This is a genomic window from candidate division TA06 bacterium, from assembly GCA_016235665.1.
Taxonomy (GTDB): domain Bacteria; phylum Edwardsbacteria; class AC1; order AC1; family EtOH8; genus UBA5202.
In genome coordinates this window covers 197,602-223,640 of the sequence record JACRJI010000008.1, presented here as the reverse complement: position 1 = coordinate 223,640, position 26,039 = coordinate 197,602, and the positions used below count along the sequence as shown (strand labels likewise).

22 protein-coding genes and 1 tRNA gene are annotated in these 26,039 nt (G+C 54.4%); all 23 read left to right on the top strand.

Going from position 1 to position 26,039, the window contains the following annotated elements; translation table 11 throughout:
• Positions 1 to 2 precede the first annotated feature (2 nt).
• Positions 3 to 1,475: an aminotransferase class I/II-fold pyridoxal phosphate-dependent enzyme gene (locus tag HZA73_03670; protein MBI5805122.1), complete on the top strand. Its 1,473-nt coding sequence runs from the start codon at positions 3 to 5 to the stop codon at positions 1,473 to 1,475.
• A 294-nt stretch (positions 1,476 to 1,769) separates the two neighbouring features.
• Positions 1,770 to 1,991 carry a DUF1858 domain-containing protein gene (locus HZA73_03665; GenBank protein ID MBI5805121.1) on the top strand — a complete coding sequence of 74 codons (222 nt, stop codon included), beginning with the start codon at positions 1,770 to 1,772 and terminating at the stop codon, positions 1,989 to 1,991.
• 477 nt (positions 1,992 to 2,468) lie between these two features.
• Complete coding sequence (locus tag HZA73_03660) at positions 2,469 to 3,464, top strand: dienelactone hydrolase family protein (GenBank protein ID MBI5805120.1); 996 nt, start codon at positions 2,469 to 2,471, stop codon at positions 3,462 to 3,464.
• A 60-nt stretch (positions 3,465 to 3,524) separates the two neighbouring features.
• Positions 3,525 to 3,983: a DUF3795 domain-containing protein gene (locus HZA73_03655; protein MBI5805119.1), complete on the top strand. Its 459-nt coding sequence runs from the start codon at positions 3,525 to 3,527 to the stop codon at positions 3,981 to 3,983.
• A 171-nt stretch (positions 3,984 to 4,154) separates the two neighbouring features.
• Entirely contained in the window at positions 4,155 to 5,021 is an 867-nt protein-coding gene (locus HZA73_03650; GenBank protein MBI5805118.1) for an ABC transporter ATP-binding protein, read from the top strand.
• A 6-nt stretch (positions 5,022 to 5,027) separates the two neighbouring features.
• Positions 5,028 to 8,618 (top strand): hypothetical protein, encoded by a 3,591-nt coding sequence (locus HZA73_03645; GenBank protein MBI5805117.1) that lies wholly within the window; start codon positions 5,028 to 5,030, stop codon positions 8,616 to 8,618.
• A 223-nt stretch (positions 8,619 to 8,841) separates the two neighbouring features.
• Complete coding sequence (locus tag HZA73_03640) at positions 8,842 to 9,558, top strand: SDR family NAD(P)-dependent oxidoreductase (GenBank protein MBI5805116.1); 717 nt, start codon at positions 8,842 to 8,844, stop codon at positions 9,556 to 9,558.
• Positions 9,559 to 9,584: 26 nt separating this feature from the next.
• The gene (locus tag HZA73_03635; protein ID MBI5805115.1) at positions 9,585 to 9,956 is read left to right on the top strand and encodes a cupin domain-containing protein; all 372 of its coding nucleotides are present in this window, start codon (positions 9,585 to 9,587) and stop codon (positions 9,954 to 9,956) included.
• A 362-nt stretch (positions 9,957 to 10,318) separates the two neighbouring features.
• On the top strand, positions 10,319 to 11,725 hold the full coding sequence (locus HZA73_03630) for an MATE family efflux transporter (GenBank protein MBI5805114.1): 1,407 nt from the start codon (positions 10,319 to 10,321) through the stop codon (positions 11,723 to 11,725).
• Positions 11,726 to 11,781: 56 nt separating this feature from the next.
• Positions 11,782 to 12,567 carry a GNAT family N-acetyltransferase gene (locus HZA73_03625; GenBank protein MBI5805113.1) on the top strand — a complete coding sequence of 262 codons (786 nt, stop codon included), beginning with the start codon at positions 11,782 to 11,784 and terminating at the stop codon, positions 12,565 to 12,567.
• Positions 12,564 to 13,385, top strand: coding sequence for a class I SAM-dependent methyltransferase (locus HZA73_03620; protein ID MBI5805112.1), 822 nt, complete (start codon positions 12,564 to 12,566; stop codon positions 13,383 to 13,385). Before HZA73_03625 ends, HZA73_03620 begins: the two co-directional genes overlap by 4 nt.
• Positions 13,386 to 13,691: 306 nt before the next feature.
• Positions 13,692 to 14,696 carry an ATP-binding cassette domain-containing protein gene (locus HZA73_03615; protein MBI5805111.1) on the top strand — a complete coding sequence of 335 codons (1,005 nt, stop codon included), beginning with the start codon at positions 13,692 to 13,694 and terminating at the stop codon, positions 14,694 to 14,696.
• On the top strand, positions 14,693 to 15,496 hold the full coding sequence (locus HZA73_03610) for an ABC-2 family transporter protein (protein MBI5805110.1): 804 nt from the start codon (positions 14,693 to 14,695) through the stop codon (positions 15,494 to 15,496). The genes HZA73_03615 and HZA73_03610 overlap by 4 nt, the downstream gene beginning before the upstream one ends.
• Positions 15,497 to 16,013: 517 nt before the next feature.
• Entirely contained in the window at positions 16,014 to 16,814 is an 801-nt protein-coding gene (locus HZA73_03605) for an ABC-2 family transporter protein (protein ID MBI5805109.1), read from the top strand.
• A gap of 158 nt (positions 16,815 to 16,972) precedes the next feature.
• Positions 16,973 to 18,037 (top strand): rod shape-determining protein, encoded by a 1,065-nt coding sequence (locus tag HZA73_03600; GenBank protein MBI5805108.1) that lies wholly within the window; start codon positions 16,973 to 16,975, stop codon positions 18,035 to 18,037.
• 217 nt (positions 18,038 to 18,254) lie between these two features.
• On the top strand, positions 18,255 to 19,208 hold the full coding sequence (gene mreC, locus HZA73_03595) for a rod shape-determining protein MreC (protein ID MBI5805107.1): 954 nt from the start codon (positions 18,255 to 18,257) through the stop codon (positions 19,206 to 19,208).
• Positions 19,205 to 19,705 (top strand): rod shape-determining protein MreD, encoded by a 501-nt coding sequence (gene mreD / locus HZA73_03590; GenBank protein ID MBI5805106.1) that lies wholly within the window; start codon positions 19,205 to 19,207, stop codon positions 19,703 to 19,705. The genes mreC and mreD overlap by 4 nt, the downstream gene beginning before the upstream one ends.
• Before the next feature lie 22 nt (positions 19,706 to 19,727).
• Positions 19,728 to 21,539 carry a penicillin-binding protein 2 gene (mrdA, locus tag HZA73_03585; protein ID MBI5805105.1) on the top strand — a complete coding sequence of 604 codons (1,812 nt, stop codon included), beginning with the start codon at positions 19,728 to 19,730 and terminating at the stop codon, positions 21,537 to 21,539.
• Positions 21,536 to 22,759 (top strand): rod shape-determining protein RodA, encoded by a 1,224-nt coding sequence (gene rodA / locus HZA73_03580; GenBank protein ID MBI5805104.1) that lies wholly within the window; start codon positions 21,536 to 21,538, stop codon positions 22,757 to 22,759. Before mrdA ends, rodA begins: the two co-directional genes overlap by 4 nt.
• Before the next feature lie 68 nt (positions 22,760 to 22,827).
• Positions 22,828 to 23,610 carry a prolipoprotein diacylglyceryl transferase gene (gene lgt / locus HZA73_03575; GenBank protein MBI5805103.1) on the top strand — a complete coding sequence of 261 codons (783 nt, stop codon included), beginning with the start codon at positions 22,828 to 22,830 and terminating at the stop codon, positions 23,608 to 23,610.
• 146 nt (positions 23,611 to 23,756) lie between these two features.
• Positions 23,757 to 23,832, top strand: a tRNA-Thr gene (locus HZA73_03570).
• 171 nt (positions 23,833 to 24,003) lie between these two features.
• Positions 24,004 to 24,639, top strand: coding sequence for a class I SAM-dependent methyltransferase (locus HZA73_03565; GenBank protein MBI5805102.1), 636 nt, complete (start codon positions 24,004 to 24,006; stop codon positions 24,637 to 24,639).
• A 39-nt stretch (positions 24,640 to 24,678) separates the two neighbouring features.
• Positions 24,679 to 26,001, top strand: a complete 1,323-nt coding sequence (gene glmM / locus HZA73_03560; protein MBI5805101.1) for a phosphoglucosamine mutase — start codon at positions 24,679 to 24,681, stop codon at positions 25,999 to 26,001.
• Positions 26,002 to 26,039: the final 38 nt, after the last annotated feature.

Sequence of the window (26,039 nt, the reverse complement as noted above, 5' to 3'; positions counted from 1 at the left end):
TCATGAAACATCGCACATCCCCCAACCGTTCCCCCCAGAGCCGGGCACCGCTGTACGAGGCCCTGGCCGACTACGTCAAACAGCCCAAGGTGGCCTTTCACACCCCCGGCCACAAGCAGGGCAGGGGCATAGACCAGGCCTGGCGCCAGTTAGTAGGGGACAACATCTTCCGGATGGACCTGACCGTCCTGCCGGAGACAGACTGCCTGTTCCATCCCACTGGCGTCCTAAAAGCAGCCCAGGCCCTGGCCGCCAAGGCCTACCAGGCCGACCACAGCTATTTTCTGGTCAACGGCTCCACCGGCGGCAACCTGGCCATGCTGATGGGCGTGCTGTTCCCCGGCGACAAGATCATCGTCCCCCGGCACACCCACAAGTCGGTGATCGCCGGGCTGATCATGTCCGGGGCTTTGCCGGTCTACATCCATCCCGAGGTCAACCAGGAGTGGGGGCTGATCCTGAACGTCTCGCCGGAGTCGGTGGAGCGGGCCATGGAAAAGAACCCCGGGGCCCGGGCGGTGTTCGTCTCCTCGCCCACCTACCACGGCATATGCTGCGACCTGGAGAAGATAGTGAAGGCCGCCCATCTGCGCGACAGGGTGGTGATGGTGGACCAGGCCCACGGCCCGCATTTCCTGTTCCACCCGAGTTTGCCCACTTCGGCCATGGAGGCCGGGGCCGACATCTGCGTGGAGAGCACCCACAAGCTGATCTCCGGCCTGACCCAGGCCTCCATGCTGCACGTCAAGGGGCCCAACATAGACATCCGCGATCTGGAGGAAGTGCTTTTGCTGACCCAGAGCACCAGCCCGTCCTATCTGCTGATGGCCTCGCTGGACCTGGCCCGCCGGCAGATGGCCCTGCACGGCCGGGAACTGCTGGAAAAGTCCATCAGGATCTCGGTCAAGCTGAAGAAGGACATCAACGCCGTCAAGGGCCTGTACTGCCTGAATGCCGAGGACGTCAAGCCGTTCAAACTGGACCCTTCCAAGCTGATCGTCTTCGTGGACAAGCTGGGACTGACCGGCTACCAGGCCAGCCAGATACTTAATGAGAAGTACGGCATCCAGGCCGAGATGGCCGACTGGGACCACGTGGCCTTCATCTTCACTTTGGCCGACGGACAAGCCGAGGCCGGCAAACTGCTGGCGGCGCTAAAATCATTAGCCGGTTCCTGCCAGCCCAACGCACGGCTGAAAAAACTGGACATCCAGTTCCCCTCCAACTATCCCGCCATGTCGCTGACCCCGAGAGAGGCTTTTTTTGCCGGTTACAAGGCCATACCCTTAAAGGATTCGGTGGGCGAGATCTCGACCGAGTTCTTTACCGTCTATCCGCCGGGCATCCCGGTGATAGTGCCGGGCGAGCGGATCACCAAAGAGGCGGTGGAGTATCTTAGGGACATGAAGAAGATCGGGGCCATCCTGGTGGGGCCGGAGGCCGGGCAGCCGGGGAAGATAAGGGTTGTGGCTTGAAACAATGAACAATTAACAGTAACAGCCCTTCGACATGCTCAGGGCACGTAAACAGTAAACAGGTCGTAGGCTAGGTACTTGACAAATAGCTTTTTTAGAGTGATAATTACTTATCTTTGAAAACAAACGGCCAAAAAACAAAACTCAATAAACAAGGAGCGACTTAAAATGTGCAATTGTTGCGGGTGCGGAAGCAAGATGGACTACAAGTGCGATGACTGCGGCAAGACCTCCAAGGTTCCCAAGGAGTGCTGCGGCAAGCAGATGAAGAAGCAGAAATAAACTGACTGCTTTATGGACCAGATCACCAAGGAAATGACCATCATGGAGGTGGTCAACCAGCACCCCAAGACCATCAAGGTATTCTATTCGCACGGTCTTTTCTGCGTGGGCTGCAGCGTGGCCTACCGGGAAACGGTGGAACAGGGGGCTATCACCCACGGATTGGACGCCGGCCAGCTGGTGGTAGAGCTTAATGCCTGTCTTAAGGAAGCCGAACCGGCGGAGAAAAAGTAAGTTACCTTTAAAAAGCGGCCTGTTAAAACAGGCCGCTTTTTTGTTTGACTGCGGGGAGAAGATGTATTAAAATACTTTAAATGCCTGTATGTTCTTTTCTTTTTGTGCCGCCCCTTTCGTTTGCAAGGCAGGTTGCCTTGCTCAGGGCAGGCTCCCAGAAAAAGAACCAAAAGAAAAAGCTCGTCGCTTAAAACTCTCCGGGCCACGCTTACGCCCTGCCTACGCAAAGCTTCGGCGGGCAAGCAAGGCTTCAGCGGGCCCGCGCTGCGCTTCTCGTTGCTGGCGGGCTTGTCTGAACTCGGGCTTTGGCTAAGCCCTCAAACAGGCGCAGACAAGCTTTTAACCGCCATCAACTGCGATGCTCACTGATCGTTTTAACGCGACTTACGGGGCTGGCACCGGTTGAGTATTTTGTTTCCAAAGGTTGTTGAGTAAACATAACATAAAATCTCAAATATTCAAAACGGATGGTTCAAAATGAGACACTTTAAACTCCTGTTACCACTGCTGCTGTTGCTTCTTATGTCTTCGCCCAGCATTGCCCAGAACGCCGATTCGGCCAACTACTACCTGAAACTGGCCGCCCAGGATTATCAGGCTAAGGATTATCAAAAAGCGGCCCAGGGTTACATTTCAGCATTAAGGCATTATCCCGGCTATACGGCGGCAGTCTATAACACGGCCTGCTGTTACAGCCTTTTGAACAACCAGGCCGAGGCCATTAGATGGCTGGAAAAGGCGGTGGACCTGGGTTATTACAAATTTGATCAGGACCAGGACCTGAATAATATCCGCAGCACCAAACAATACAGAAAGATCCTGGCCCGGGCTCAAATGCTTGCTGCTGAATTGAAAAACAAAATGGATAACCCTGTCATCGGGCTGCCCCAGGATATGGATACCGCCAAGACCTACGGCCTGCTGGTGGCCCTGCACGGCTACGGCAGCGATCCCAACAACATCATGCAGGCCCTGGCCGGCGTTCCGCAGCAGATGGGTTACATAGTGCTGGCCCCCTACGGTCATGAACCGGCGGGGAGGGACGGATACAGCTGGGGCGACCGGGACACGGCCGAACAGAGGGTGCTGGCCGCCATAAAAAATGCCCAGGCCCAATACAAGATAGATCCTTCAAAGCTAATACTGATGGGCTTTTCCCAGGGAGCCACCACTGCTTATTATATCGGCACCAAGAATGCTGCTCTTTTCAAGGGCATCATCCCCATGGCTGGGATGTACGATTCTTCGCTGGACCAGTTCCTGCCCCGCAGCCGGGAGAATAACCTTAAAGTCTATATCATGTTCGGGGAGCTGGAATCTGAGGCCATGATCAAGTCCAATCTGGAGGCCATAAGATCGTTCATCATGTCGGGGGTAACCGCCAGTTTCAATGTCTACGCCCGGCTGGGGCATGCCTTTCCGCCCAATCATGAGTTTGAGCTGCGGCGGGCCATCGAGTGGATAGAGAAGTAATGACCAATCCATCGCTTTTTTAATGTGATAAAACATTCAAAAATTACTAAAGGAGAATAGATGGATCATAAGAATATGACTGCGCCTTGCGGAATAGCCTGTTTCGAGTGCATCGTATTCAAGGCCAGTTCCAACCAAGCGATAAGGCAACAGATCTCGCAAAGGATCGGAATGGACCTGGAAAAGTCATCTTGCGATGGCTGCCGAGCCAGGAAAGGGAAAGCTTTTCTGGCCGACCAGAACAAAATATTTCCGGAGGGCAAGTGCTGTCTGATAGGAGAGAACGGGCAATGCCGAATCTACAGCTGCGCCGAAGACCATGGTTTGCATAACTGCAGCGAGTGTGGGGATTTCCCCTGCGAACTGCTCCAGCCGTTTGCTGATAGGGCCAATATGCTGCCCCAAAACCTGAAGGTTTATAATCTGTGCCTGATAAAGAAGATGGGGCTGAAGAAGTGGGCTGAGGAAAAGGCAGGAAAGGTATGGAGCGATTATAAGACGAAGAAAATGGATGTTTAACAATATAAAAATCACTTGAGCCCGAATGGAAAACCATTCGGGTTTTAGTCTTTTAAGAGCAAAAAACTTGAAACAAATGGCAGGGCCGGTGCGTAATCTTAATAATAACCGGTTGGAACATTAACTACTTCCATTTATTATCCTTCCAATAATTTTTAGGAGAGCACTTCCATGAACCTAATAATCAGCAATCTCACCAAGAAATATTCCAACGGAGTGACGGCCTTGAACAACGTTTCGGTGGAGATACCCACCGGCATGTTTGGCCTTTTGGGTCCCAACGGAGCCGGCAAGACCACCCTGATGCGCACCATCGCCACCCTCCAGGAACCGGATACCGGACAAGTTTATTTCGGTGAAATAGATGTGCTGAAAGAAAAAATGGAGGTCAAAAAAACACTGGGCTACCTGCCCCAAACATTCGACTTTTATCCCAAGGAAACAGCCGAATCTATGCTGGATCATTTCATATTGCTCAAGGGCATCAAAGCTAAAAAGGCCCGGCGGGGCAAGGTGGATGAACTTTTAAAAAGGGTCAACCTGTGGGAGCAAAGAAAGCAGAAACTGGGGACTTTTTCCGGCGGCATGAAACAGAGGTTCGGCATCGCCCTGGTGCTGCTGGGAAATCCGCAGCTGATAATTGTGGACGAGCCTACCGCCGGGCTGGATCCGGCCGAGCGGGTGCGGTTCCACAACCTTTTAAGCGAGATAGGACAGGACAAGGTGGTCATACTATCCACTCATATCGTAGACGACGTCTCCGACCTCTGCCCCAGTCTGGCCATCATCGATAAGGGGCGGATAGTGCTGCAAGCCAGGACGCTGGATGCCATTGCTGCATTAGAGGGAAAGGTCTGGGAGAAGGAGATACCAAAATCGGAGATACCCGAATACCAGAATAAATATGATCTGCTGTCATCGCGACTGTTTGCCGGCAGGACTTTAATTCGCATCCACAATGCCGGCGATCCGGGGGATGGTTTTATCCCCCAACCAGCCGGTCTGGAGGATGTCTATTTCCACACTCTTAAAAGGTAGTCGGCTATGATGTGGAAGATATTTATAAAAGAGCTGAAAGATCAGCTTAAAAGTCCGGTGTTTTATATCTTTGCCGGACTGCTGGCGTTAGGCACTGCCAAATTCATCGCCGAAACCAGGCCGGGTGTGACTTTTTTGTATATCACCTTCGGGCGGGAATGGCACAACGCACCGATAATAATCGCCAGACTATTAGGGAGCTATACACTGGCAGGGATACTGTTCACTATGATCATGGTGGGCCGGGCTGTGGCCAAGGATTTCAGCGCCGGGGTTCACGAGTTCTTCTTTACTGCACCGGTGACCAAGTTCCAGTATCTGGCAGGGCGATTTTTAGGCGGACTGGCGGCCAACCTGCTGGCCTTTTTAGGGATAATCCCCGGGCTTTTTATAGGAGGAATGCAGCTGCCCGAAGGTTATTTGGGACCATGGAGCATCTGGTCTTTTCTGCTGCCTTTGCTGGTGATAGTACTGCCCAATCTGATACTGGCCGGCAGCGTATTCTTCTCACTGGCCAGCCTGACCCGCAAGATGGTTAATACCTACGTGGCCGGAGTGGTATTTTTTATAGCCTATGTGCTGTCCTCCATCGCTTTTGCCAAAATGCAAGCTATCACAGCAAAAATACTGGCAGACCCCTTTGGTATTTCCGCCCTGAACGAATTGACCAAATTCTGGACAGTGGCCGAAATGAACGCCAATACCATGCCCCTTGATTATCGGTTGCTTTTGAACCGCGGCCTGTGGCTGTTTTTTGCCGCCGCATTAATGTTCTTCACTTGGAAGAGGTTTAAACTGGTATCGGTGCTGGAAGGCAGGAAGCAATTGCTTAAATCGGATGAAGCCCCTTTGGAGACGGGCGAGATCAAAACCTTAAAACCGTTGGCCGAATCCAAGCCGCAGCATTCTTTGGCCGTACATTGGTCTCAGTTTTTGGGACTGGCCGGCCGGGAATTCAAACGGACAGCCCTGCATCCTGCCTTCATCATCCTTACTTTTATGGCCATGGGCGAGATACTGACGAATTTTATCGGAAACGTCAATGAGGCCAATTATGAGGTCTATCCCTTTACTTCGTTTTTCCTGCAGTACACCAGCCATATCTGGATATACATGATACCCATCACCATTCTGTTCGGCGGGTTTATCGTATGGCGGGAAAGGGACAGCCGGTCGCACGAGTTCTACGATACCATGCCGGTGCCGCACTGGGCCAGGCTGGGCTCCAAGTTGACGGCATTGCTGTCCATCCAGTTCTTCTATGTGCTGCTTTCGATGCTGGTGGGCGTCGGCGTGCAGCTTAGTCTGGGTTTCTACGACATCGAGCCGGTGCTGTACCTGAAAGGGCTGTTCGGGATCGAGTTCGTGAAATTCGGGCTGATGGCGGTGCTGGTAGTCTTCATCCAGAATCTTTCGCCCAACAAGTATGTCGGTTTTTTCATTTCCACTGCCTGGTTTTTGGGCGACATGGCCCTGTATGAGACGTTCAAGTCGGCCTCGCCCATATTCCGCTACGGGCACATACCCAAGTATGTTTACTCCAACCTCAACGGTTTCGGGCATTACGGCCAGACGATACTGTGGTACACCTTTTACTGGCTGCTGCTGGCGGCGCTGATGCTGCTGGTCACCTCTCTTTTATGGCGGCACGGCAACGAAACCTCGCTTAAACACCGGCTGCGCCTGGCCAAGCAGAATATGAAGCCCCTGCATGTCTCTGGGATGGTGATTTTATCGCTCATGTTTTTGGGCACCGGATGGTTCATATACTACAACCGGCACATTCTGAACAAATACCAGTCCCAGGACGACCAGAAAAAGGAACAGTCCGTCTATGAGAAAAGATTCGGCCAGTACCAGGATGTCCCCCAGCCGGGCACCAGGGAGGTGAGTCTGAAAATCGATCTCTATCCTAAACAACGAAAAGTATTTCTAAAAGGCAGCTATCTGCTGGTAAATCAAACGGCAAACGTCATTCCTGAAATATACCTCAACCTGTTCGATAAATACATAAGCGGCATAAATAGCCTCAGCTTCGACAAGCCGGCCCAACTGGTCATGGGACCTGAGGAGATGGGCTTTCATATTTACAAACTGCAAACGCCGTTGCGGCCCGGCGATTCCATAAAACTTGATTTCGATCTGGTGGCCGAGGCCAAGGGTTTCACCGATAATAATCCCAAGGACGAGCTGGCGGCCAACGGCAGTTGTCTGATCTTCTCAGGTGCCGGAGGCAACGCCAAATATTTTCCCGGCATCGGGTTCAACAAGGAGCTGGTGCTGAAGGACCGCTACGACCGCAAAAAATACGGCCTGCCGGAGAATAGCCCGGTGCCAACCTTGGAAAAGGCCGATCCTACGATCCCCTACAGTGGCAACCTGATGGTCACCTATGAGGCCGAGATATCAACCAGCGGAGATCAGAAAGTGGTCTCCAACGGCGATCTGGCAAGACAATGGCAGGAAGGAGGCCGTAACCATTACCTCTATAAATCCGACATTCCCATTCACGATGAGTTCATCATCGCCTCGGGTCGTTACCAGGTGATGCGTGAGTCTCATGCCGGGGTGGCCATCGAGATCTATCATGATCCAAAACATGCCTACAATGCCAAGCGGATGATAAACGGCGTCAAAGCCGGGTTGGACATGTGCAATAGCGCCTTCTCCCCGTTTCCTTATAAGGCCCAGCGGATTGTGGAGATCCCCGATTACCTGGAGGAGGGCGGGGCCCGGTCCCAGCCCACTGTGTTCATCTGGCGGGAGAGCGCCGGGTTCGTCAGCAATCTGGACAAGCCGGACCGGCCCGACCGGGTGTTCGGCATTGCGGCCCATGAGCTGGGCCATCAGTGGTGGGCCTACTTCGTATGCCCTGCCTATGCCGAGGGACTATACCTGCCCACCGAGAACGTCTGCCAATATGTGTGGGTGATGTGTCTGGAAAAGGAATACGGCAAAAAGATGTCGCGCGACTTTCTGAAGGAGGAGATGGACATTTATCTGCGGAGGCGCAAGCGGGATACCAAGGGCGAGCGGCCGTTGCTTAGGAGCCTGGACGGACAGAGCTATCTGGCCTATCAGAAGGGCGGCCTGGCGCTGTATGCCCTGCAGGAGTACATCGGGAAGGACAAGGTCAACAACGCTTTGGGAAACATCGTCAAAAGGTTTGGCTCCCGGCGGGACAGCTTTGTCACTTCAAAAGAGATGGTGGAAGAACTTAGGGCCGCAGCCCCTGACAGTTTAAAATATCTGATAGAAGACTTATTTGAAACCATCACCATCTTCGAAAATAAGGCAGTATCCGCCGAAATCCAAAAGCTGGAAGACGGAAAATACCAGGTGACCCTGAGCGTTGAAACCAAAAAATTCCGGGCCGACAGCATCGGCAACCAGACCGAGATTCCGGTAAATGATTATATCTATCTTGGAGTGATGGACGAAAAGGGCGGGGAGCTGTATCTAAAAAAACATAAGATAGCCGCCAGCCCGGCAACCTTCCAGATTACGGTAGACGGCCAGCCGGCCAAAGCCGGGATAGACCCGCATCTGGTTTTAATAGACCGCAACCGGGAGGACAATATAGTGAGGGTGAAGTAACTCATTCCCCGTCCCCTTCTCTTTATAGGAGAAGGGGAGTAAGACCTGCACTGAGGATAGAATATATAATACTTTTGAAGGGGGTTGGATCTTTAGCCCGGATGGGAAACCGTTCGGGTTTATTTTTTATAAAATATTCTTGATTTTATATCAGAGCGGGGTGTATAGTTAGTATATTAAAAATCGGTCGATAACACATACAAATTTTTACGAATTATAACAAATGAAAAAAGCGGTAATAATTGGAGCAACCTCCGGAATCGGGAAAGGTCTGGCAGAAATTCTGGCTAAAAACAATTATCTGGTCGGAATAACCGGCAGGCGAAAAGAGTTGCTGGAAAAGCTTAAAAGCGAAACGCCGGAGAGGTATTTTGCAAAAGTCATTGATGTGACCGATACTATAAACACGATCCAACTGCTGGAAGAACTGGCGGCGGAACTGGGTGGGCTGGACTTGCTGGTCATAAGTTCCGGCACGGGCGACCTGAACGACGATCTCGATTTTGCCATAGAGAAAAGGACCATCGAAACGAATGTGACCGGATTCACCGGCATCGCCGACTGGGCCTTTAGATATTTCGAAGGTCAAGGATCGGGACACTTGGCGGCGATTAGCTCCATTGCCGGGATCCGCGGAAGCAGGCAGGCACCTTCTTACGGCGCCACCAAAGCCTACCAGATCAACTATCTGGAAGCCCTGCGGCAGAAAGCGGCCAGGTTGAAAAAGCCCATTTACGTAAGCGACATCCGGCCTGGTTTTGTGGACACCTCCATGGCCAAGGGCGAAGGACAATTTTGGGTGGCTTCGGTAGATAAAGCGGCCCAGCAGATATTCCACGCCATAAAGGGAAAAAAGAAAGTGGCTTATATAACAAAACGGTGGAGCATTATTGCTATCATCCTGAAACTTTTACCCAACGTTGTTTACGACAGAATCTAATAAACAAACCTTTAAAGGAGCAAAATATGCCAAAAGCGATAAATCTGGAAAAATGTTTCGAAATGTTCCAGGATACCTTTTCGCCCAAGATAATAGGCGAGCTTAACGGACAGCTGGTGATGGTGGTGAAATGTCAGGGCGACAAGGTGCCGTGGCACACCCACGAGAACGAGGACGAGATGTTCCTGGTGATGGACGGGGAGCTGGAGGTCCAGGAGAAGGGCGGCAGTGCGACACTGCAAAAGGGGGAGATGTATATCGTAAAGCGGGGCACCGAGCACCGGGTGGTTCCCAAGGGGCTGGTGAAGCTGATGCTGTTCGAGCCGGCCGGGATAGAACATACCGGGAAGGTGAAGTCCGAGATCACAAAGAAGAGTTTCGAGCGGCTTGAGGTATGATGAATTAGCTTGGCCTGAATGGAAGACTTTTGAGATTTAGTTTTTTTAGCTGACTATTCTTGATTTTGCCATAGCCCAGAAGTGAAAAACCCTATAAAAAATTGAAAGCAATCCGGGTGAATCTTTAAACATGTTTAATCAAAAATATGATACTTTGCTAATGCAGACAAAAACATATAAAAAGTAAAAAGACATGGCTTGAATATAAAATTTTATTCGGTTATAATACATTTTACGGTGCGGGTATCACTGCCCGCACCACTTTGTTTCGGTCCGCCAAACCTGCGAAAAGACGCCAAAATATTTTAGTGGTTTTCGCATATTTTGCGGGCAATGGTAATGAACTATTCAGGAGAAATCATTTGGACCGCACCCAGGAACTGGGCCATACCCCGGTAGGAAAACTGCTGTGGAAATACTTCGTCCCGGCCATCGTCGGGGTGCTGACCAACGCCCTGTACAACGTGGTCAACCGCATCTACATCGGGCGGGGGGTGGGCTCGCTGGCCCTGGCCGGACTGACCGTCACCTTTCCAATCATGATCATCGCCATGGCCTTTGGGATGCTGGTGGGCATGGGGGCCTCATCGCTGGTCTCCATCCGGTTGGGGCAGCAGAACAAGCCCGCGGCCGAGAAGATACTGGGCAACGCCTTCACCCTGATGGTGCTGGTGGCTGTTTCCATGACCAGCCTGGGCCTGCTGTTCCGCGACCGGATCCTGGCGCTGTTCGGGGCCGGGCCTGACACCCTGGGCTACGCCCGGGACTACATCACCATCATCCTGTGGGGGAATATCTTCGAGGTCACCGGCTTCGGCATGAACAATCTGATCCGGGCCGAGGGGAACGCCAAAACGGCCATGTACACCATGATCCTGGGGGCGGCGGCCAACGCCCTGCTGGATCCGCTGTTCATTTTTGTCTTCAAGATGGGGGTCAGGGGCGCGGCCATCGCCACCGTGCTGTCGATGGCCATGTCCAGCCTTTGGGTGCAGTCGCATTTCCTTAGGAAGGACGGGTTCCTGCGGCTTAAATGGCCGAACCTGAGGCTGGAGAAAAGCATCGTGCTGGGCATCTTCTCCATCGGAATGGCGCCCTTCGCCATGCAGCTGGCCGGCAGCGTCATCAATGCCCTGTTCAGCATCCAGCTGATCAAGTACGGCGGGGACCGGGCGGTGGGGGCCGTGGGCATCATCGGCAGCATATCCATGATGGTGGTGTTCTGCGTGGTGGCCATCAACCTGGCCTCCCAGCCCATCATCGGCTTCAACTACGGGGCCCAGCAATACGACCGGGTCAAACGGACCCTCAAGATAGCTGTAATCGCAGGAACCTCCATCACCTCGGCCGGCTTTCTGGCGGTGCAGCTGTTCCCCGGGGCGATCATCGGGCTGTTCAACCGCAGCGATCCGGCGCTGATGGCCATCGGGGTCCGGGGGATGCGGCTTCTGCTGGCGGCCTTCCCGGTGGTGGGCTTCCAGGTGGTCAGCTCCAATTTCTTCCAGGCCATCGGCAAGGCAAAGATCGCCATGTTCCTCAACCTTCTGCGCCAGGTGATCGTGCTGATCCCCCTGGTGCTGCTGCTGCCTCCGCTGCTGAAGATGGACGGGATCTGGCTGTCCGGGCCGATCGCCGATATTACTGCGGCGTCCATAACCGCGGTGATGATATTGAGGGAAGTGAAGAAACTGAATGAGAAACACGCTGCCTTAAATGGGGCGCAGACTTCGGCTAACGCTCAGTCGAGCGATAAACGCAGATTGAACTGATCTTTTGACAAATTAAAAGGTAATATCAGCGTTCATCAGCGTCCGGAAAATATTTTATGGTTATTTTAAAAGATAAAGCTGTCATCGAGTCATTCCTGCGCCAAAACACCGTCCTGCACCTGTACGAGCTAGGCGACCTGGATGATTTCTTTTTTCCCTATACTGCCTGGTACGCCTTGGAACAGAAGGGAATGATCAGTGCCCTGGCGCTCTTGTATACAGGCACAGAACTCCCGGTGCTGCTGGCATTGGATGATTCCGGTTCTGCTGCAATGCCGGGGCTGCTTGATGAACTTAAGGATAAAATCCCTAAAAGGTTCTATTGCCATTTGACTCCGGGTCTGGAAAGCTCCATGGAAGACAGATTTTTGATAGAACCACACGGCACCCATTATAAAATGACCTTGACCGGCAGCAGCAAATTGGGTGATATCGACAGCACCGGCGCCATTCAACTTGACGCCAGGGACAAAGATGAGATTCTGGACTTCTACGCTTCCGCCTATCCCGGCAACTGGTTCGACGCACGGATGCTGGAGACCGGGCAGTATTTCGGCCTCCGGCAGAAAGGCCGTTTGACCAGCATCGCCGGGATCCATGTCTATTCTCCGAAATACAAAGTGGTGGCATTGGGGAACATCGCCACTTTGCCTGAGTTCCGGGGCCAAGGGCTGGGAACCATTGTCACGGCGGCCTTGTGCCGGAACCTGCTGAAGACGGTTGATATCATCGGGCTCAATGTAAAGACCGACAACGCGGATGCCATCAGATGCTACCAAAAACTGGGTTTTGAAATAACCGCAGAATACAACGAATTCATGGCCAATGAAAGGATACTATGATCAAGCAGGAAGAGATAATCGCTTTTGCCAAGGAGGCAGGGATCTCCGAAGACGAGTCCCGGCAGTACTTTCTAAAGGAAGAAGCCCTGGAGCTCGAGGAGCAGAAGTCGCTCAAGCCGTTGTTCGATAAGCTCGTCCTGCCGGCGGTGGAGCTGGGGGCGGGCATGGGAGATTTCACCGACGAACTGCTGCAGAAATACATCAAGATCACCGGGAAGCTGTACGCGGTGGAGCGGCTGGATACCACGGCCGCCAAGCTTAAGGAACGGTTCAAGGACCTTCGGCTGGAAGTGCTGCAGTCTGATTCCACCAGCCTGCCCCTGCCGGACGGATCAGCCGGGCTGGTGATCTCCCGGATGGCCCTGCACGACTTCGTCAGCCAGGACGGCGACGTGGCCAAAGCCCTGGCCGACTGCATCCGGGTGCTGGCCCCGGGCGGGGTGTTCGTGGTCTACGATAAGATCAGGGACGGCTTTGCCGACGTGGAAACCCAGTCGGCAGAGGGGAGGATGGAGCGGATGAACGTCCAACTGGCGGCTTTGGAAGGGAAAGCCTGCTGGGGCCTGCATCTGCTGGAGGATTACATTGCTCTTCTGGGAAAGCTGGGACTGAAAGACATCCGGTCGTCAGGTCTGGATGTCCCCGACACCCCGGGTTATGTCGGAATCATGTCCAAGACCCTGGAGGAGCGGCGGTCCGCCTATATAAAACGCTGGGGGCCGGAGGCTGGGAAGCTGATAGACTCCGTTTTGGAGGATTTTGCCAAGATCCCGCTCAAAGCCCTGTCGCGGATGATAGTTTGGGGAATAAAAGTATAAAAAAACACATGGATTGCTCTAAACGCGTTAAAAAGAACGAAGTATTAGCTTCGTTCTTTATTTTTTACATAATTATTTTTGATAGCTTAATTTATTGCATTGACAGTATTTAGGACTTGTGATAAAATACAAGTTTGAATAAAATGCCATAAATTTCATAAATTCTAAGCCCTAATTCTTAAAAACTAAACAATCTCAAATATAAAAATCACAAAACTTTAAACTGATTTTAGTGTTTGAACATTATTATTTGTTTATGATTTGGGATCTTGATTTTTTCTTTATTATTCTGCCTTAAATGAGTTTATGCCGATCATCGAAGTAAATAACCTGGTCAAGGATTTCAAACGCTACCGCCGGAGGCCCGGTCTGACGGGGGCTTTCAAGGATCTTTGGGCCCGAAAATACGAGACCGTTCACGCCGTGAACCAGGTCAACTTTTCCATTGATGCTGGGGAGATCGTGGGCTACATCGGCCCCAACGGCGCGGGAAAATCCACCACCATCAAGATCCTGACCGGGATCCTGGTGCCCAGCTCGGGCCGGGTGCGGGTCCAAGGGCTTATCCCCTACAAGCAGCGCTACCAGCACGTCAAGCAGATCGGGGTGGTCTTCGGCCAGCGTACCCAGCTGTGGTGGGACATCGCGGTGATGGAGTCCTTCAACCTGCTGCAAAAGATCTACGAGATCCCGGTGTCCGATTACAAGGCCCGGCTGGAGAAATTTGACCGGGTGCTGGGACTGAAGGAACTGCTGGAGGTCCCGGTGCGCAAGCTTTCCCTGGGCCAGCGGATGCGCTGCGATCTGGCGGCCTCGCTGCTTCACAATCCCAGGATAGTCTTTCTGGACGAGCCCACCATCGGGCTGGACGTGGCGGTCAAGGCCAACATCCGGGAATTCATCAAAGAGATCAACCAGGAGTACGGCACCACCGTCATCCTGACCACCCACGACATGTCCGACATCGAGGAACTGTGCAGCCGGGTGCTGATGATAGACGCCGGAAAGATCATCTACGACGGGGAATTGAAGGCCCTCAAGGACGGGGTGGACGCCAGCCGCCGGCTGCTGCTGGAGACCATCTTCCCGGTAAAGCTGTCGGGGCTGGCCGACCTGCTTAAGGACTTTCCCCTGGACCTGCAGTCCACCGACGCCTACCACTGGGAGATCAGCTTCAACCGCAGCCAGGTGAACGTCGCCCAGCTGATGCACCTGCTGCTGTCCAGCCTGGACGTCCGCGATATCGGGCTGGAGGAGCCGCCGATCGAGGAGATCGTGCGCAAGGTCTATGAGGGGCGGAAGGTCCAATGAGGATGCGGTCCGCCAAATACTGGCAGTTCATGCGGCTGGGCTACATTACCTACCTGGCCTACCGCTTTCAGGTGCTGGCCAGCTTTGTCTCCTATCTGCTGATCATCGCCCTCAACTATTTCCTGTGGAAGGCGGTCTATTCCGGCCGGCAGGTGATAGCCGGGTTCACCATGGAGCAGATGATGACCTACGTGGTGATCGGCTGGTCGGCCCGGACCTTTTTTGCCAATCGGATAGACCGGATGATCGGGGACGCGGTCAAGGACGGATCGATAGTGATGGACCTGCTGAAACCCACCAATTTCCAGCTCTACCACTATTTCCGCTCCTTCGGCCGGGCCGTGTTCATGTTCATCTTCATGACCCTGCCCATCATAGTGGTGGCTTCGCTGCTGTTCCCGGTCCAGCTGCCTTCGGGCAAGCTGGGGCCGTATCTTTTTCCCCTGAGCATGGTCTTAAGCTTCTTCCTGCACGCCGGCATCAGCTATCTGACCGGGCTGGTGGCCTTCTTCACCCGCAACAACGAGGGGGTGTTCCGCTTCAAGCAGCTGCTGGTGGAGGTCTTCTCCGGGGTGATGATCCCCATCACTTTTTTCCCGGGCTGGGTCCAAAAGGCCCTGTTCTGGCTGCCCTTCAAGTACATCGCCTACGCGCCGCTCCGGATCTACCTGGGCATGGAACCGCTGTCCCGCGTCCACCAGGGGGTGCTGCTGCAGATAATGTGGATCATCATCATCTACGCCGCCGGGCAGCTGCTGTGGCACTATGGGATCAGGAGGCTGGAGATACAGGGGGGGTAATGAATCACACTTTGTCAAAGAAACTTTATTTCATTATTGGTATTGTATTTCTTTGTTTAACATTGCATTTTTTGAACACTAAAATGCTTTTCGGTAATATGCAGTATATTGTCAGTTTATTTATAAATTTTATTTCGTTATTAACGATTAGTATCTGTACGTTATCTTGTATTTTTTACCGAAAAACGATACCTTATTTCAGTTTCTTTACGCTTTACATAGCTATACTAATATTATCATTTATGTGTTTGTTTGCAAAACCCTATGATATATATAACCCACTTTATGGAACGCTATTTTACAAAATTCCGAGACTGTTTTCAGCAATGGGTCTATGGTCAACATTGATACTGAGTTTTTTCGGTTTCAGAATCGTTAGATCTTCGCATGGCATATTTAGAAAAGTATTTGGCTATATTGTGATTTTTTTAATATTGGCAATCAGCGCAATAATGTGTTTTAAACTAAATCCAATTGACACCCTGATTTGGTAATATATCTGAATTTTGATCATTAGATGCGACGAATTATATTCTACATAAACCTGGCCTGGGCCAACGTTTCCAACTCGCTCAAGTCCCGGCTGGCCTACCGCGAGGACTTTTGGGCCGGGTTCATAGCCAATTTCATGACCCAGATGATCGGGGTGCTTTTCGTGGCCGCCCTGTTCGGCAAGGTGCCGCACCTAAAAGGCTGGTACCGCTACGAGATATTCTACATCTACGGATTCTCCCAGCTGACCCTAGGCCTGTTCTTTTTGTTCTTCTCCAACCTGTTCGAAGTGAGCGAGCGCTACATCGTGGAGGGCTGGTTCGACCGGGTGCTGCTGCGGCCCCTGGACAGCTTCTTTCAGGTGATCATCGAGCGGGTGCACTTTGAGGAGATCTCCAACATCCTGGTGGGACTGATGATCATGGCCTATTCCCTGCACCACCTGAAAATATCCCTTTCCTTTCTGCAGCACCTGATGATCCTGGGAATGGTGGTGTCGGCCTGCCTGATCTATCTGGGGATATTCACCGCCGTTATCAGCGCCACCTTCTGGTTCAACGACCGGGGCAGCCTGGTCTCGGTGCTTCACCTGATGCAGAATTTCTCCGGCTACCCGGTCACCATCTACGATCCCAAGTTAAGGTTCATTTTGTGCTGGATCATTCCCTACGCCTTTACCGCCTTTTATCCGGCGGTGCAGGTGCTGGGCCGCAAGGGATACGGGATCTACGCCTGGCTGACCCCGGCCATCGGCCTGATCTTCTTTGGGCTGGGGATGTTCACTTGGAAACAGGGGGTCAAGGCTTACGAGAGCACCGGGAGCTGATTCTTCCTGCTGCGATAGCCTAAAGACTATCGCTAGTATCCATCAAGGCCTCCGGTGAGGCCTGCCATATACATTTGCGCTTTGCTCGATTCTCACTTTACTACTGATTCTACTTTGATACTTTAATACTTTGAACATACCATCCAATTGGAGGAATAATGATAAAACTGCCTGACCTCAGGGACATACTAAGCGACATCTTCGGATCCGTGATCTCCCACGACATGGCCATGGATCTGGGAACCGCCAGCACCCTGGTCTACGTGGCCGGCAAGGGAATCGTGCTGAACCAGCCTTCGGTGGTGGCCATCGAAAAGAAGACCGGGATGCCGATCGCAGTGGGCAACGAGGCCAAGAAGATGCTGGGCCGCACCCCCGACGAGATCCGGGCCATCCGGCCCATGAAGGACGGGGTGATCGCCGACTTTGAGATCTGCGAGGAGATGATCAGGGCCTTCTTCAAGATGGCCCAAAAGCGCCGGACCCTGATCCGGCCCCGGGTGATCATCTGCGTTCCCTCGGGCATCACCGAGGTGGAGAAGCGCGCGGTGCGCGACTCGGCCGAGCACGCCGGGGCCCGCGAGGTCTTTTTGATCGCCGAGCCCATCGCCGCCGCCATCGGGGTGGGCCTGCCAGTGGATTCGGCCATGGGCAGCATGGTGATCGACATCGGCGGCGGCACCACCGAGATTGCGGTGATTGCCCTTTCCGGCATCGTCCGCAACACCTCCATCCGGATAGCCGGCGACGAGATGGACGAGGCCATCCTGGAATATCTGCGCAAGACCCACAACCTTCTGATCGGGGAGCAGACCGCCGAGGAGATCAAGATCAGGATCGGCTCGGCCTTCCCGGTGGAGGAAAGCAAGGAGATGGAGGTCAAGGGCCGGGACGTGGTGCAGGGCATCCCCCGGGCCATCAAGATCAAGAGCGAGGAGATCCGCGAGGCCTTGCGCGAGCCGGTGTCACAGATCGTGCTGGCGGTCAAGAAAGCGCTGGAGCAGACCCCGCCGGAACTGGCGGCCGACATCGTGGACGCCGGGATTACCATGACCGGGGGAGGATCCCTGCTGAAGGGCCTGGACGCCCTGCTGCGGGAGGAGACCAACCTGCCGATCAAACTGGCGGTGGAAACCCAGCAATGCATCGTGCTGGGCGCCGGCAAGGTGCTGGAGTCCCCGGCCGATTATGAAAAGGTGCTGATGCAGAGCCGCAAGGAATAAGAACAAATAATATTTTTCCGGACGCGGATTAACGCTGATCGTATGGATAATAATCTGCGTTTATCAGCGGCCAATGAGGGTTCCCAGTCCTTCCCATAAAGAAAGGGATAATTAGTCTCATATTTTTCAATTAAGCTTATTTGTGCCCTTTATGCCACTTCGGCTCTGCTCAGTGCAAGCTTTTGTGGCTAAAGAGTTCATAAAATACTGAACATACATGCGGCTGTTAAACTTCAGATTTCTTAAAAAGACCGACTGGGCCTCGCTAGGAGCCGCAGTCATTCTGTCAATCACCCTGATGATCCTGCCCCAGGGCGCCAAACTGTGGCTGGGGCAGAAAGTGGTGGGCACTATCTTTGCTCCCCTGGAATGGCCTTTGTCCCGGGCCCGCTCTCTGCTGGCCAGCTGGAAAGAGAACGCCGTTCTAAAGGACCAACTGGCCAGCCTCAGCCTGGAGCATTCTACGCTGATGGAAGCGGCCCGGCAGAATGCCGGGTTGCGCCAGGCGTTGGAACTCAAGCAGCTGTCTTCCTGGAATCTGGTTACCGCCCAGATAGCGGGAAGGGAGCCGGTGCTGCTCAGTCCTGATCTTTTGATCGACAAGGGCGCCGGAGACAGCCTTTCACCGGGAATGGTGGTGATCTCCACCCTGGGCCTGGTGGGCCTGATCTCCAGCGCGGATGAGAACCAATCGGCGGTTCAGACCGTGTTCAGCCCGGATTCCAGGGTCAGCGCAATTGACTTGCGCAGCAGGGTGCTGGGGATATTCCGGACCCAGGCCGGAATGTCCTGCCTGTTCGACCGGGTTCCCCTGCGGGCCGATGTGGCCGTAGGCGACACCATAGTATCCTCCGGCTACGGCGGGGTGTTCCCCTACGGACTGATGCTGGGGGTGGTGGAGAAGGCGGGGGTGGACAAGAGAAAACTGGTGCTGGACGTGGAGGTCCGGCCGTCCCTGGACCTTAACCGCATCAATCAGGTGCTGGTGATCAGGGGCGGGCAGAACCCGCCGCTGCCATTGCTGACCCCGGTGGCGGCCCCGGATACCATGGCCGCCAGAGCCAGGAAAATGAAAAGATCATACCAGCCTCAGATAATCATCCGGGCGCCGGAATTCAGGATAGAACTTCCCGATACCACTCCGCTGCAGATGGAGAAAGCCCCGCAATGAGGAATTTAAAACTGTTTTTGTTGGCCTGGCTGGCGGTGTTCGTCCAGTACTCGCTTTCCGGACTTTTGTCGGTCTGGAGGCTGCAGCCGGATTTCATCGCCATGATCATCGGGCTGACGGCCCTGACCCTGGGCACCGGCCCGGGGATATTGACCGGGGTGACGGCCGGCTTCATGGCCGACTGTTACCACCCGTCCACCATGGGCCTGTTCACCCTCAGCGGAGCGGTTTCAGGATACTGGGCCGGGTCATTGCGGGAAAGGCTCTACAAGGACCAGCTTTCCAGCCAACTGCTGGTGGCCGGGCTTTTGACCCTGGTCCGGCAGTTCTTTGAATATTGGGGCCGGGGCGGAGGGGGGCCGGGCGGATACTTTTCGGTTTTACTCCGTTTCGGCCTGGGCAGTGCGCTGTTCACGGTCCTGCTGGGCGCTCTATTGATGCCGCCGATGAAGCATTTCCTGCCCCGACCCGGGAAAACAAAATTGAGCCTGGTCTAACCTTTCAACGGGGGATACATCCTTGGCAAATGAACTGGGAAGCAGGGAAAGGGTCCTTTCCATTCTGGCATTGCTGGCCCTGGGTTTTTCCGCCCTGCTGTTCAGGGCCGGATACCTGCAGGTGGTCAGGCACGGACATTACGCCAGGCTTTCCCAGCAGAACCGGCTGCGGAGGCTGATGATCCCGGCCCCCCGGGGACTGGTCTTTGACTGCAGCGGTGTGCTGATAGCCCAGAGCCGTCCTGGGTTCGATCTGGTGCTGGTGACCGTTAACGACTGGCAGGCCTCGGTCAGCAAGGCGGCCGCCCTGCTGGGGCTGGACAGCCTGCTGCTGAAAAACTCGGTGATCTCCCAGCGCCGGATATTTCCCAAGGACCCGGTGGTGCTGGTCAAGGATCTTTCTCCCGAACAGGTGGCCCGGATCGAGGAGAATATTCTGAACCTGCCGGCTTTGCGGCTGGAGGTGGAATCACTGCGCAAGGTTGAATACGGCCCCCTGGCAAGCCATCTGGTGGGATACACCTCGTCCCTGGGCCAGTCCGAGTACGCCAAATACCGGGACCAGGGCTACAGCTACGGCGATTACATCGGCAAGGGCGGACTGGAGCTTAAATACGAAAATTATCTGAAGGGGGTCAACGGCTGGGATTTCATCGAGGTCGACGCCAGGGGACGCGACCTGGGAACGGTGTCCGAAGCCGAAAGGATAGAGCCCGACCCCGGCAGCAACATAACCCTGACCATCGACTGGCGTCTGGAGGCCCTGGCGGAAAGCCTTTTTACCGGGGACATGATCGGGGCGGCGGTGGCCATAGAACCCCGGACCGGCCGGGTGCTGGCCCTGGTCAGCCGCCCCAACTTCGATCCCAACCTTTTTGCGGCCGGCATCCGGGCCGATGACTGGAACCGCCTGGTCAACGATCCCAGCTACCCCTTGTGGGACCGGGCCATCCGCAGCGCTTACCCGCCGGGCTCCACCTTCAAGGTGGTCACGGCCGCCGCGGCCCTGGAGGAATCGCTGATCACTCCGGAAACAAGGATGAAGGCCTCCTGTCATGGCAGCCTGGTGATAGGCAACCGGGCATTTAAATGCTGGAAAAGGGGGGGACACGGCTCGCTGGAACTGCACGGGGCCATAGTCAATTCCTGCGATGTTTATTTCTATCAATTGGGAATGCTGCTTAAGATAACCGGGATGGCCAAATGGGCTAAGGATCTGGGATTCAACTCTGAGACAGGAATCGACCTCCCTCAAGAGAATTCCGGTCTGATCCCGGATGATGCCTGGTATCAGAAGCGTCTGGGGAAATACGCAAAGACGGTGGGACATTCGGCCAACATGTCCATCGGCCAGGGCGAGGTGATGGCCACCCCGCTGCAGATGGCATCGCTATACGCGGCCCTGGCCAACGGGGGAGTGTGGTGCCAGCCCCATCTGCTTTTAAAGGTCGAGGATCATGCGGGAAAAGTGATGACCGGCGAGGTCATCAGCAAAAGGAGGCTGCCTCTTTCTGAAAGCACGGTGTCGGTCATAAAACAGGCGCTGTACGGGGCGGTCAACGAGCCCGGCCACACCGGGGGGGCCGCCCGGATAGAAGGGGTGAGGGTCTGCGGCAAGACCGGGACCGCCCAGAATCCCCACGGCAAGGACCATTCCTGGTTCGTGGGTTTTGCCCCCCAGGATGACCCGGCCATAACGGTGGCGGTGCTGGTGGAGAACGCCGGTCACGGTTCGGAGATCGCCGCTCCCATAGCCGGAAAGATCATGCATAGATATCTGGAAATAAGGGGCCTGCTCCCGCAACCAGGCCAGACAACGGCGGGGACACAATGAAGATCAAATTTTTAGGCTCCCGCGATTTTGACCTGCAGCTGGTGGCGGCGGCCCTGTCGCTGTGCGCCATCGGCATCGTGGCCATATACAGCGCCACCCAGATCGACCAGCCCCAGCTTTTGGGGCTGTGGCAAAAGCAGCTTTTCTCGCTGGGGCTGGGCCTGCTGCTGATGGCTGTGACCATCGCCGTTCCCTTCCGTTATTTCGAGGCCTTTGCCTGGCCTCTGTATATAGTTTCGATGATACTTTTGGTGGCGGTGCTGTTCGCCCCCCCGGTGATGAAGGCCCACCGCTGGATAAATTTCGGATTCGTCAGGTTCCAGCCCTCGGAACTGGCCAAGCTGGCCACGGTCTTCGTGCTGGCCAAGGTGCTTTCGGCCCACGATTTTTCCTTCGATAAATTCTGGAAACTCCTGGTTCCAGTCGGCATAGTGCTGCTGCCGGCGGCCCTGGTGCTGGTGGAGCCCGATCTGGGGACCTCACTGTCGTTCGCCGCGCTTTTTCTGACCATGGTGTTCTGGCAGGGGCTTTCCTTCGGCAACTTTTTTTTCATGGTCTCGCCGGTGCTCTCGATGGTGGCCGTGATCTCGATGCCCAGCTGGATAGGTTTCATGCTGCTGATGGCCCTGGCCTTCTGGTTCTTTAAGGTCAAATTCAAGTACGCCCTGCCCATATTCCTGATCAACATTCTGATCGGCAGTCTGGCCCCGGCCGTCTGGTACGGGCTCAAGGGGTATCAGCGCAAAAGGCTGCTGACCTTCATCAATCCCGACCTGGACCCCAAGGGGGCCGGCTGGCACGTATTGCAGTCCAAGATAGCGGTGGGCTCGGGCGGACTGCTGGGCAAGGGTTTTCTGCAAGGCACCCAGAAAAAACTTTCCTTCCTGCCGGAACAGCATACCGATTTCATCTTTTCCACCTTCGCCGAGGAGTTCGGCTTCATCGGGGTCCTGGTTGTGCTGTCGCTTTTCTTCTGGCTTTTGTTCCGGGGGATGACAATTGCCCGGCAGGCCCGCAACCGGTTCGCCAGCTTCACCGCCATCGGGATCATCGCCATCATAGGGTTCCACGTTTTCCTGAACATCGGGGTCACCCTGGGGATCATGCCGGTGACCGGGATACCCCTGCCGTTCCTGAGTTACGGCGGAACCTCCCTGATCACCATGCTGGTGATGACCGGGATCCTTTTGAACATCGGCCTGAGGCGGTACGAGTACTGATACAGAATGCTGAATATTGAATACTGAATACTGAATTTTGAATACTGAATACTGAATACTGTAGATAGATGCTTCCAGACATTTTTAAAATAGGGCCCCTGACACTGCACAGTTACGGGTTGATGCTGGCCCTGGCTTTTCTTGCCGGGATCTGGCTGATGGAACTGCAGGCCAAGAAATTCGGGCTGGACAAGAACCTGATAGTTGACCTGGGCGTGTTCATCATGGCCGGCTCGGTCATCGGTTCCCGGCTGATGTATGTGGCCACCCATTGGAACGAGTACTCTTCAAACCCCTGGCATGCTTTGGCGGTGTGGGAAGGGGGGCTGACCTTTTACGGCGGGTTCATTTTGGGGACCCTGACAGCGGTTATTTATTGCCGGGTGCGGAAGCTGTCATTCTGGACCATCGCCGACATTGCGGCGCCCGGGTTTGCAGCGGGCCTGGGGCTGGGGAGGATCGGCTGTTTTCTTAACGGCTGTTGTTTCGGCAAACCAAGCAGTCTTCCCTGGGCGGTCACTTTCCCGGCCAACGGCGCGGCTGGGTTTGCTTCGGGTTGCCCGGTGCATCCCACCCAACTTTACGAGGCCCTGTTTGGTTTTGCCGCCTTCGGCCTGCTGTGGGCCCTGCGGAACAGGAGAAAGTTCCCCGGCTTTTCCCTCTGTCTGCTCTTTTTGTTTTACGGGATATGGCGTTTCGTCAGCGACCAGTACCGTATCTACGAGCAGTCCCAAAAATGGAGCTTTGGTTTGACCAATAATCAGTGGATCAGCTTGGGCATCATTTTATTTGCAATCACGGCCGGTTTGATGTTAAAATTAAGGCATGAAAGGAAAATATCTGCCCACTAAAAGGCACAAAATATTATTAGCATTTCTTAGTGTATTTTGGTGTGTTTTAGTGTATTTAGTGGGATCGTTTCAGCCGCTGTAGCTTCCTTCGACAAGCTCAGGACGAGACGCAAGGGAAGCCCAGCACAACAAGATAGCACCTCCAGGCCGCTGTAGCTCAGTTGGTAGAGCGACGCTCTCGTAAAGCGTAGGTCACCGGTTCGATTCCGGTCAGCGGCTCCATGCTTGGCTTATACCTTGCCCCGCCCTGGCGGGGTCAGCGGCTCCATGCTTGGCTTATACCTTGCCCCGCCCTGGCGGGGTCAGCGGCTCCATGCTTGGCTTATACCTCGCCCCGTGATGACGGGGGCAGAGGCCCCAAATCACAATCACCAACTTGACTGCATTGACAGCATGAACAGCAGACAGATCAAAGAGACCAGGTTCTGGGATAAGTTCGCCGGAAACTACGACTCATTTATAAAGAACACGGTCAGCAAGACATACGGCATCATTCTCGATAAGATAAGCACCGAGTTGCAAAACGACCAAACTGTGCTGGAGATCGGCACCGGGACCGGGATACTGTCTTTTGCTCTTTGCACTAAAGTCTCATCCATAACCGCCTCGGATATATCGCCTGAGATGATCCGTATTGCCCGGCAAAAGCAAAAAGATCTGGGCATCGGGAACATTGACTTTCATGTCCAGGATTGTTACAGCCTGAAGATCCCCGACGGTTCTTTTGACATAGTGATCGCATCCAACCTGCTGCACCTGCTGTATGAGCCGGAGAAGCCGGTGAATGAGGTCGGGAGGATATTGAAGCCCGGCGGGATCTTTATTGCCCCGACCTTTTGCGTGGGGGAAAACTTGAAGAGCCGGATCATCGCCAGTGTGGCTGGGGCCTTGAGCGGTTTCAGGGTCGTCAATAAATGGAGCGTTGACGGGCTTAAGGTCTTTCTGCAAAACAACGGTTTCACGATCATCAAGGATGAAAAGATCGACGGCAGGTTTCCCCTGGCTTACCTGGTGATGAAAAAAACATAAAACAACAGGCGGTATATTTTGACCTCTCATGACAAATTGATGATCAGCGTGGCCGGGATCCGGGGAGTAGTGGGCCAGAGCCTGACCCCGGAGAACGTCTCCGGCTTCGCCGCGGCCTTCGGCACCTTCTGCGGACAGGGACGGATCGTGGTGGGACGCGACTCCCGCCATTCCGGGCCGATGCTGGAATCGGCGGTGGAAGCTGCTCTGCAGTCTGTCGGCTGCGACGTGATAAAGATCGGGATCGTCCCCACCCCCACCGTCCAGCTGATGGTCCGGGAGCTGGGGGCCAGGGGCGGCATCGCCATCACCGCCAGCCACAACCCGCCCCAGTGGAACGCCCTGAAGTTCGTCTCCGGCGAAGGGATCTTCCTGAGCCAACCGCAGGGCCGGAAGGTGATCTCGCTTTTCCAGGACAAACAGCAGAGATATTTGGGCTTTGATGATCTGGGTTTCTCGTTCCGCTACCAGACTGCCATCGAGGACCATGTCCAAAGGATACTGGACCTGCCTTTTCTGAATATTCCCCTGATAAAAAAACAAAGATACAAGGTGGTCACCGACACCTGCCACGGGGCCGGCGGCCCGATATTTGAAACGCTGCTGAAGAAACTGGGCTGTCAGGTGATATCGCTTTATCCCGAGACCAACGGCGATTTCCCCAGGCCCATCGAGCCCCAGGCCAAGAACCTGAAAGCGCTGGAAGCCGCGGTCAAAAGGCACAAAGCCAACATCGGCTTTGCCACCGACGCCGACGTGGACCGGTTGTCCATCGTCTCTGACCATGGGAAGGCCTTGGGCGAGGAATATTCCCTGGCCCTGGCCGTGATGTTCATGCTGCAGAACAAGAAAGGCCCGGTGGTGACCAACCTTTCCACCAGCCGGATGGTGGAGGATGCCGCAGGCCAATACGGGGCCAAGGTCATCCGAACCGCCATCGGCGAGGCCAACGTGGTAAGCGCCATGAAAAAGAGCCGGGCCTTGATAGGCGGAGAGGGCAACGGCGGCATCATAATCCCGCAGCTGAACTACGGGCGCGACGCCACCGCCGGGATGGCTTTGATCCTTCAACTGATGGCTCAAAGCGGCCAGAGCATCAGCCAACTGGCCGGGAAACTTCCGGCATACGCCATGATCAAGGAAACGCTGGAGGTGAAAGAGCCTGCAAAACTCCTGGCTTTGGTAAAAAAGAAATATGCCGGGCAGAAGATTGATGCCAGCGACGGGGTGAAGGTCATATTCCGGGATTCCTGGGTGCATGTCCGGTCTTCGGGCACCGAGCCGATAGTGCGGGTGATAGCCGAGGCTAAGGACGGGAAGACGGCCAGGGAACTGGTGAATAGCGTGAAACGTGAATTGTGAAACGTGAAGCTTACAGCTGACAGCTTAAAGCAGAAAGC

Coding starts and splice junctions, on each gene's coding strand:
- HZA73_03655 (MBI5805119.1), top strand. CDS start 3,525: ATGGATCATAAGAATATGACTGCGCCTTGCGGAATAGCCTGTTTCGAG.
- HZA73_03660 (MBI5805120.1), top strand. CDS start 2,469: ATGAGACACTTTAAACTCCTGTTACCACTGCTGCTGTTGCTTCTTATG.
- HZA73_03640 (MBI5805116.1), top strand. CDS start 8,842: ATGAAAAAAGCGGTAATAATTGGAGCAACCTCCGGAATCGGGAAAGGT.
- HZA73_03600 (MBI5805108.1), top strand. CDS start 16,973: ATGATAAAACTGCCTGACCTCAGGGACATACTAAGCGACATCTTCGGA.
- mreD (MBI5805106.1), top strand. CDS start 19,205: ATGAGGAATTTAAAACTGTTTTTGTTGGCCTGGCTGGCGGTGTTCGTC.
- HZA73_03650 (MBI5805118.1), top strand. CDS start 4,155: ATGAACCTAATAATCAGCAATCTCACCAAGAAATATTCCAACGGAGTG.
- HZA73_03615 (MBI5805111.1), top strand. CDS start 13,692: ATGCCGATCATCGAAGTAAATAACCTGGTCAAGGATTTCAAACGCTAC.
- HZA73_03620 (MBI5805112.1), top strand. CDS start 12,564: ATGATCAAGCAGGAAGAGATAATCGCTTTTGCCAAGGAGGCAGGGATC.
- HZA73_03565 (MBI5805102.1), top strand. CDS start 24,004: ATGAACAGCAGACAGATCAAAGAGACCAGGTTCTGGGATAAGTTCGCC.
- HZA73_03665 (MBI5805121.1), top strand. CDS start 1,770: ATGGACCAGATCACCAAGGAAATGACCATCATGGAGGTGGTCAACCAG.
- HZA73_03610 (MBI5805110.1), top strand. CDS start 14,693: ATGAGGATGCGGTCCGCCAAATACTGGCAGTTCATGCGGCTGGGCTAC.
- HZA73_03645 (MBI5805117.1), top strand. CDS start 5,028: ATGATGTGGAAGATATTTATAAAAGAGCTGAAAGATCAGCTTAAAAGT.
- HZA73_03670 (MBI5805122.1), top strand. CDS start 3: ATGAAACATCGCACATCCCCCAACCGTTCCCCCCAGAGCCGGGCACCG.
- HZA73_03635 (MBI5805115.1), top strand. CDS start 9,585: ATGCCAAAAGCGATAAATCTGGAAAAATGTTTCGAAATGTTCCAGGAT.
- lgt (MBI5805103.1), top strand. CDS start 22,828: ATGCTTCCAGACATTTTTAAAATAGGGCCCCTGACACTGCACAGTTAC.
- HZA73_03605 (MBI5805109.1), top strand. CDS start 16,014: ATGCGACGAATTATATTCTACATAAACCTGGCCTGGGCCAACGTTTCC.
- glmM (MBI5805101.1), top strand. CDS start 24,679: ATGATCAGCGTGGCCGGGATCCGGGGAGTAGTGGGCCAGAGCCTGACC.
- mreC (MBI5805107.1), top strand. CDS start 18,255: ATGCGGCTGTTAAACTTCAGATTTCTTAAAAAGACCGACTGGGCCTCG.
- HZA73_03625 (MBI5805113.1), top strand. CDS start 11,782: ATGGTTATTTTAAAAGATAAAGCTGTCATCGAGTCATTCCTGCGCCAA.
- rodA (MBI5805104.1), top strand. CDS start 21,536: ATGAAGATCAAATTTTTAGGCTCCCGCGATTTTGACCTGCAGCTGGTG.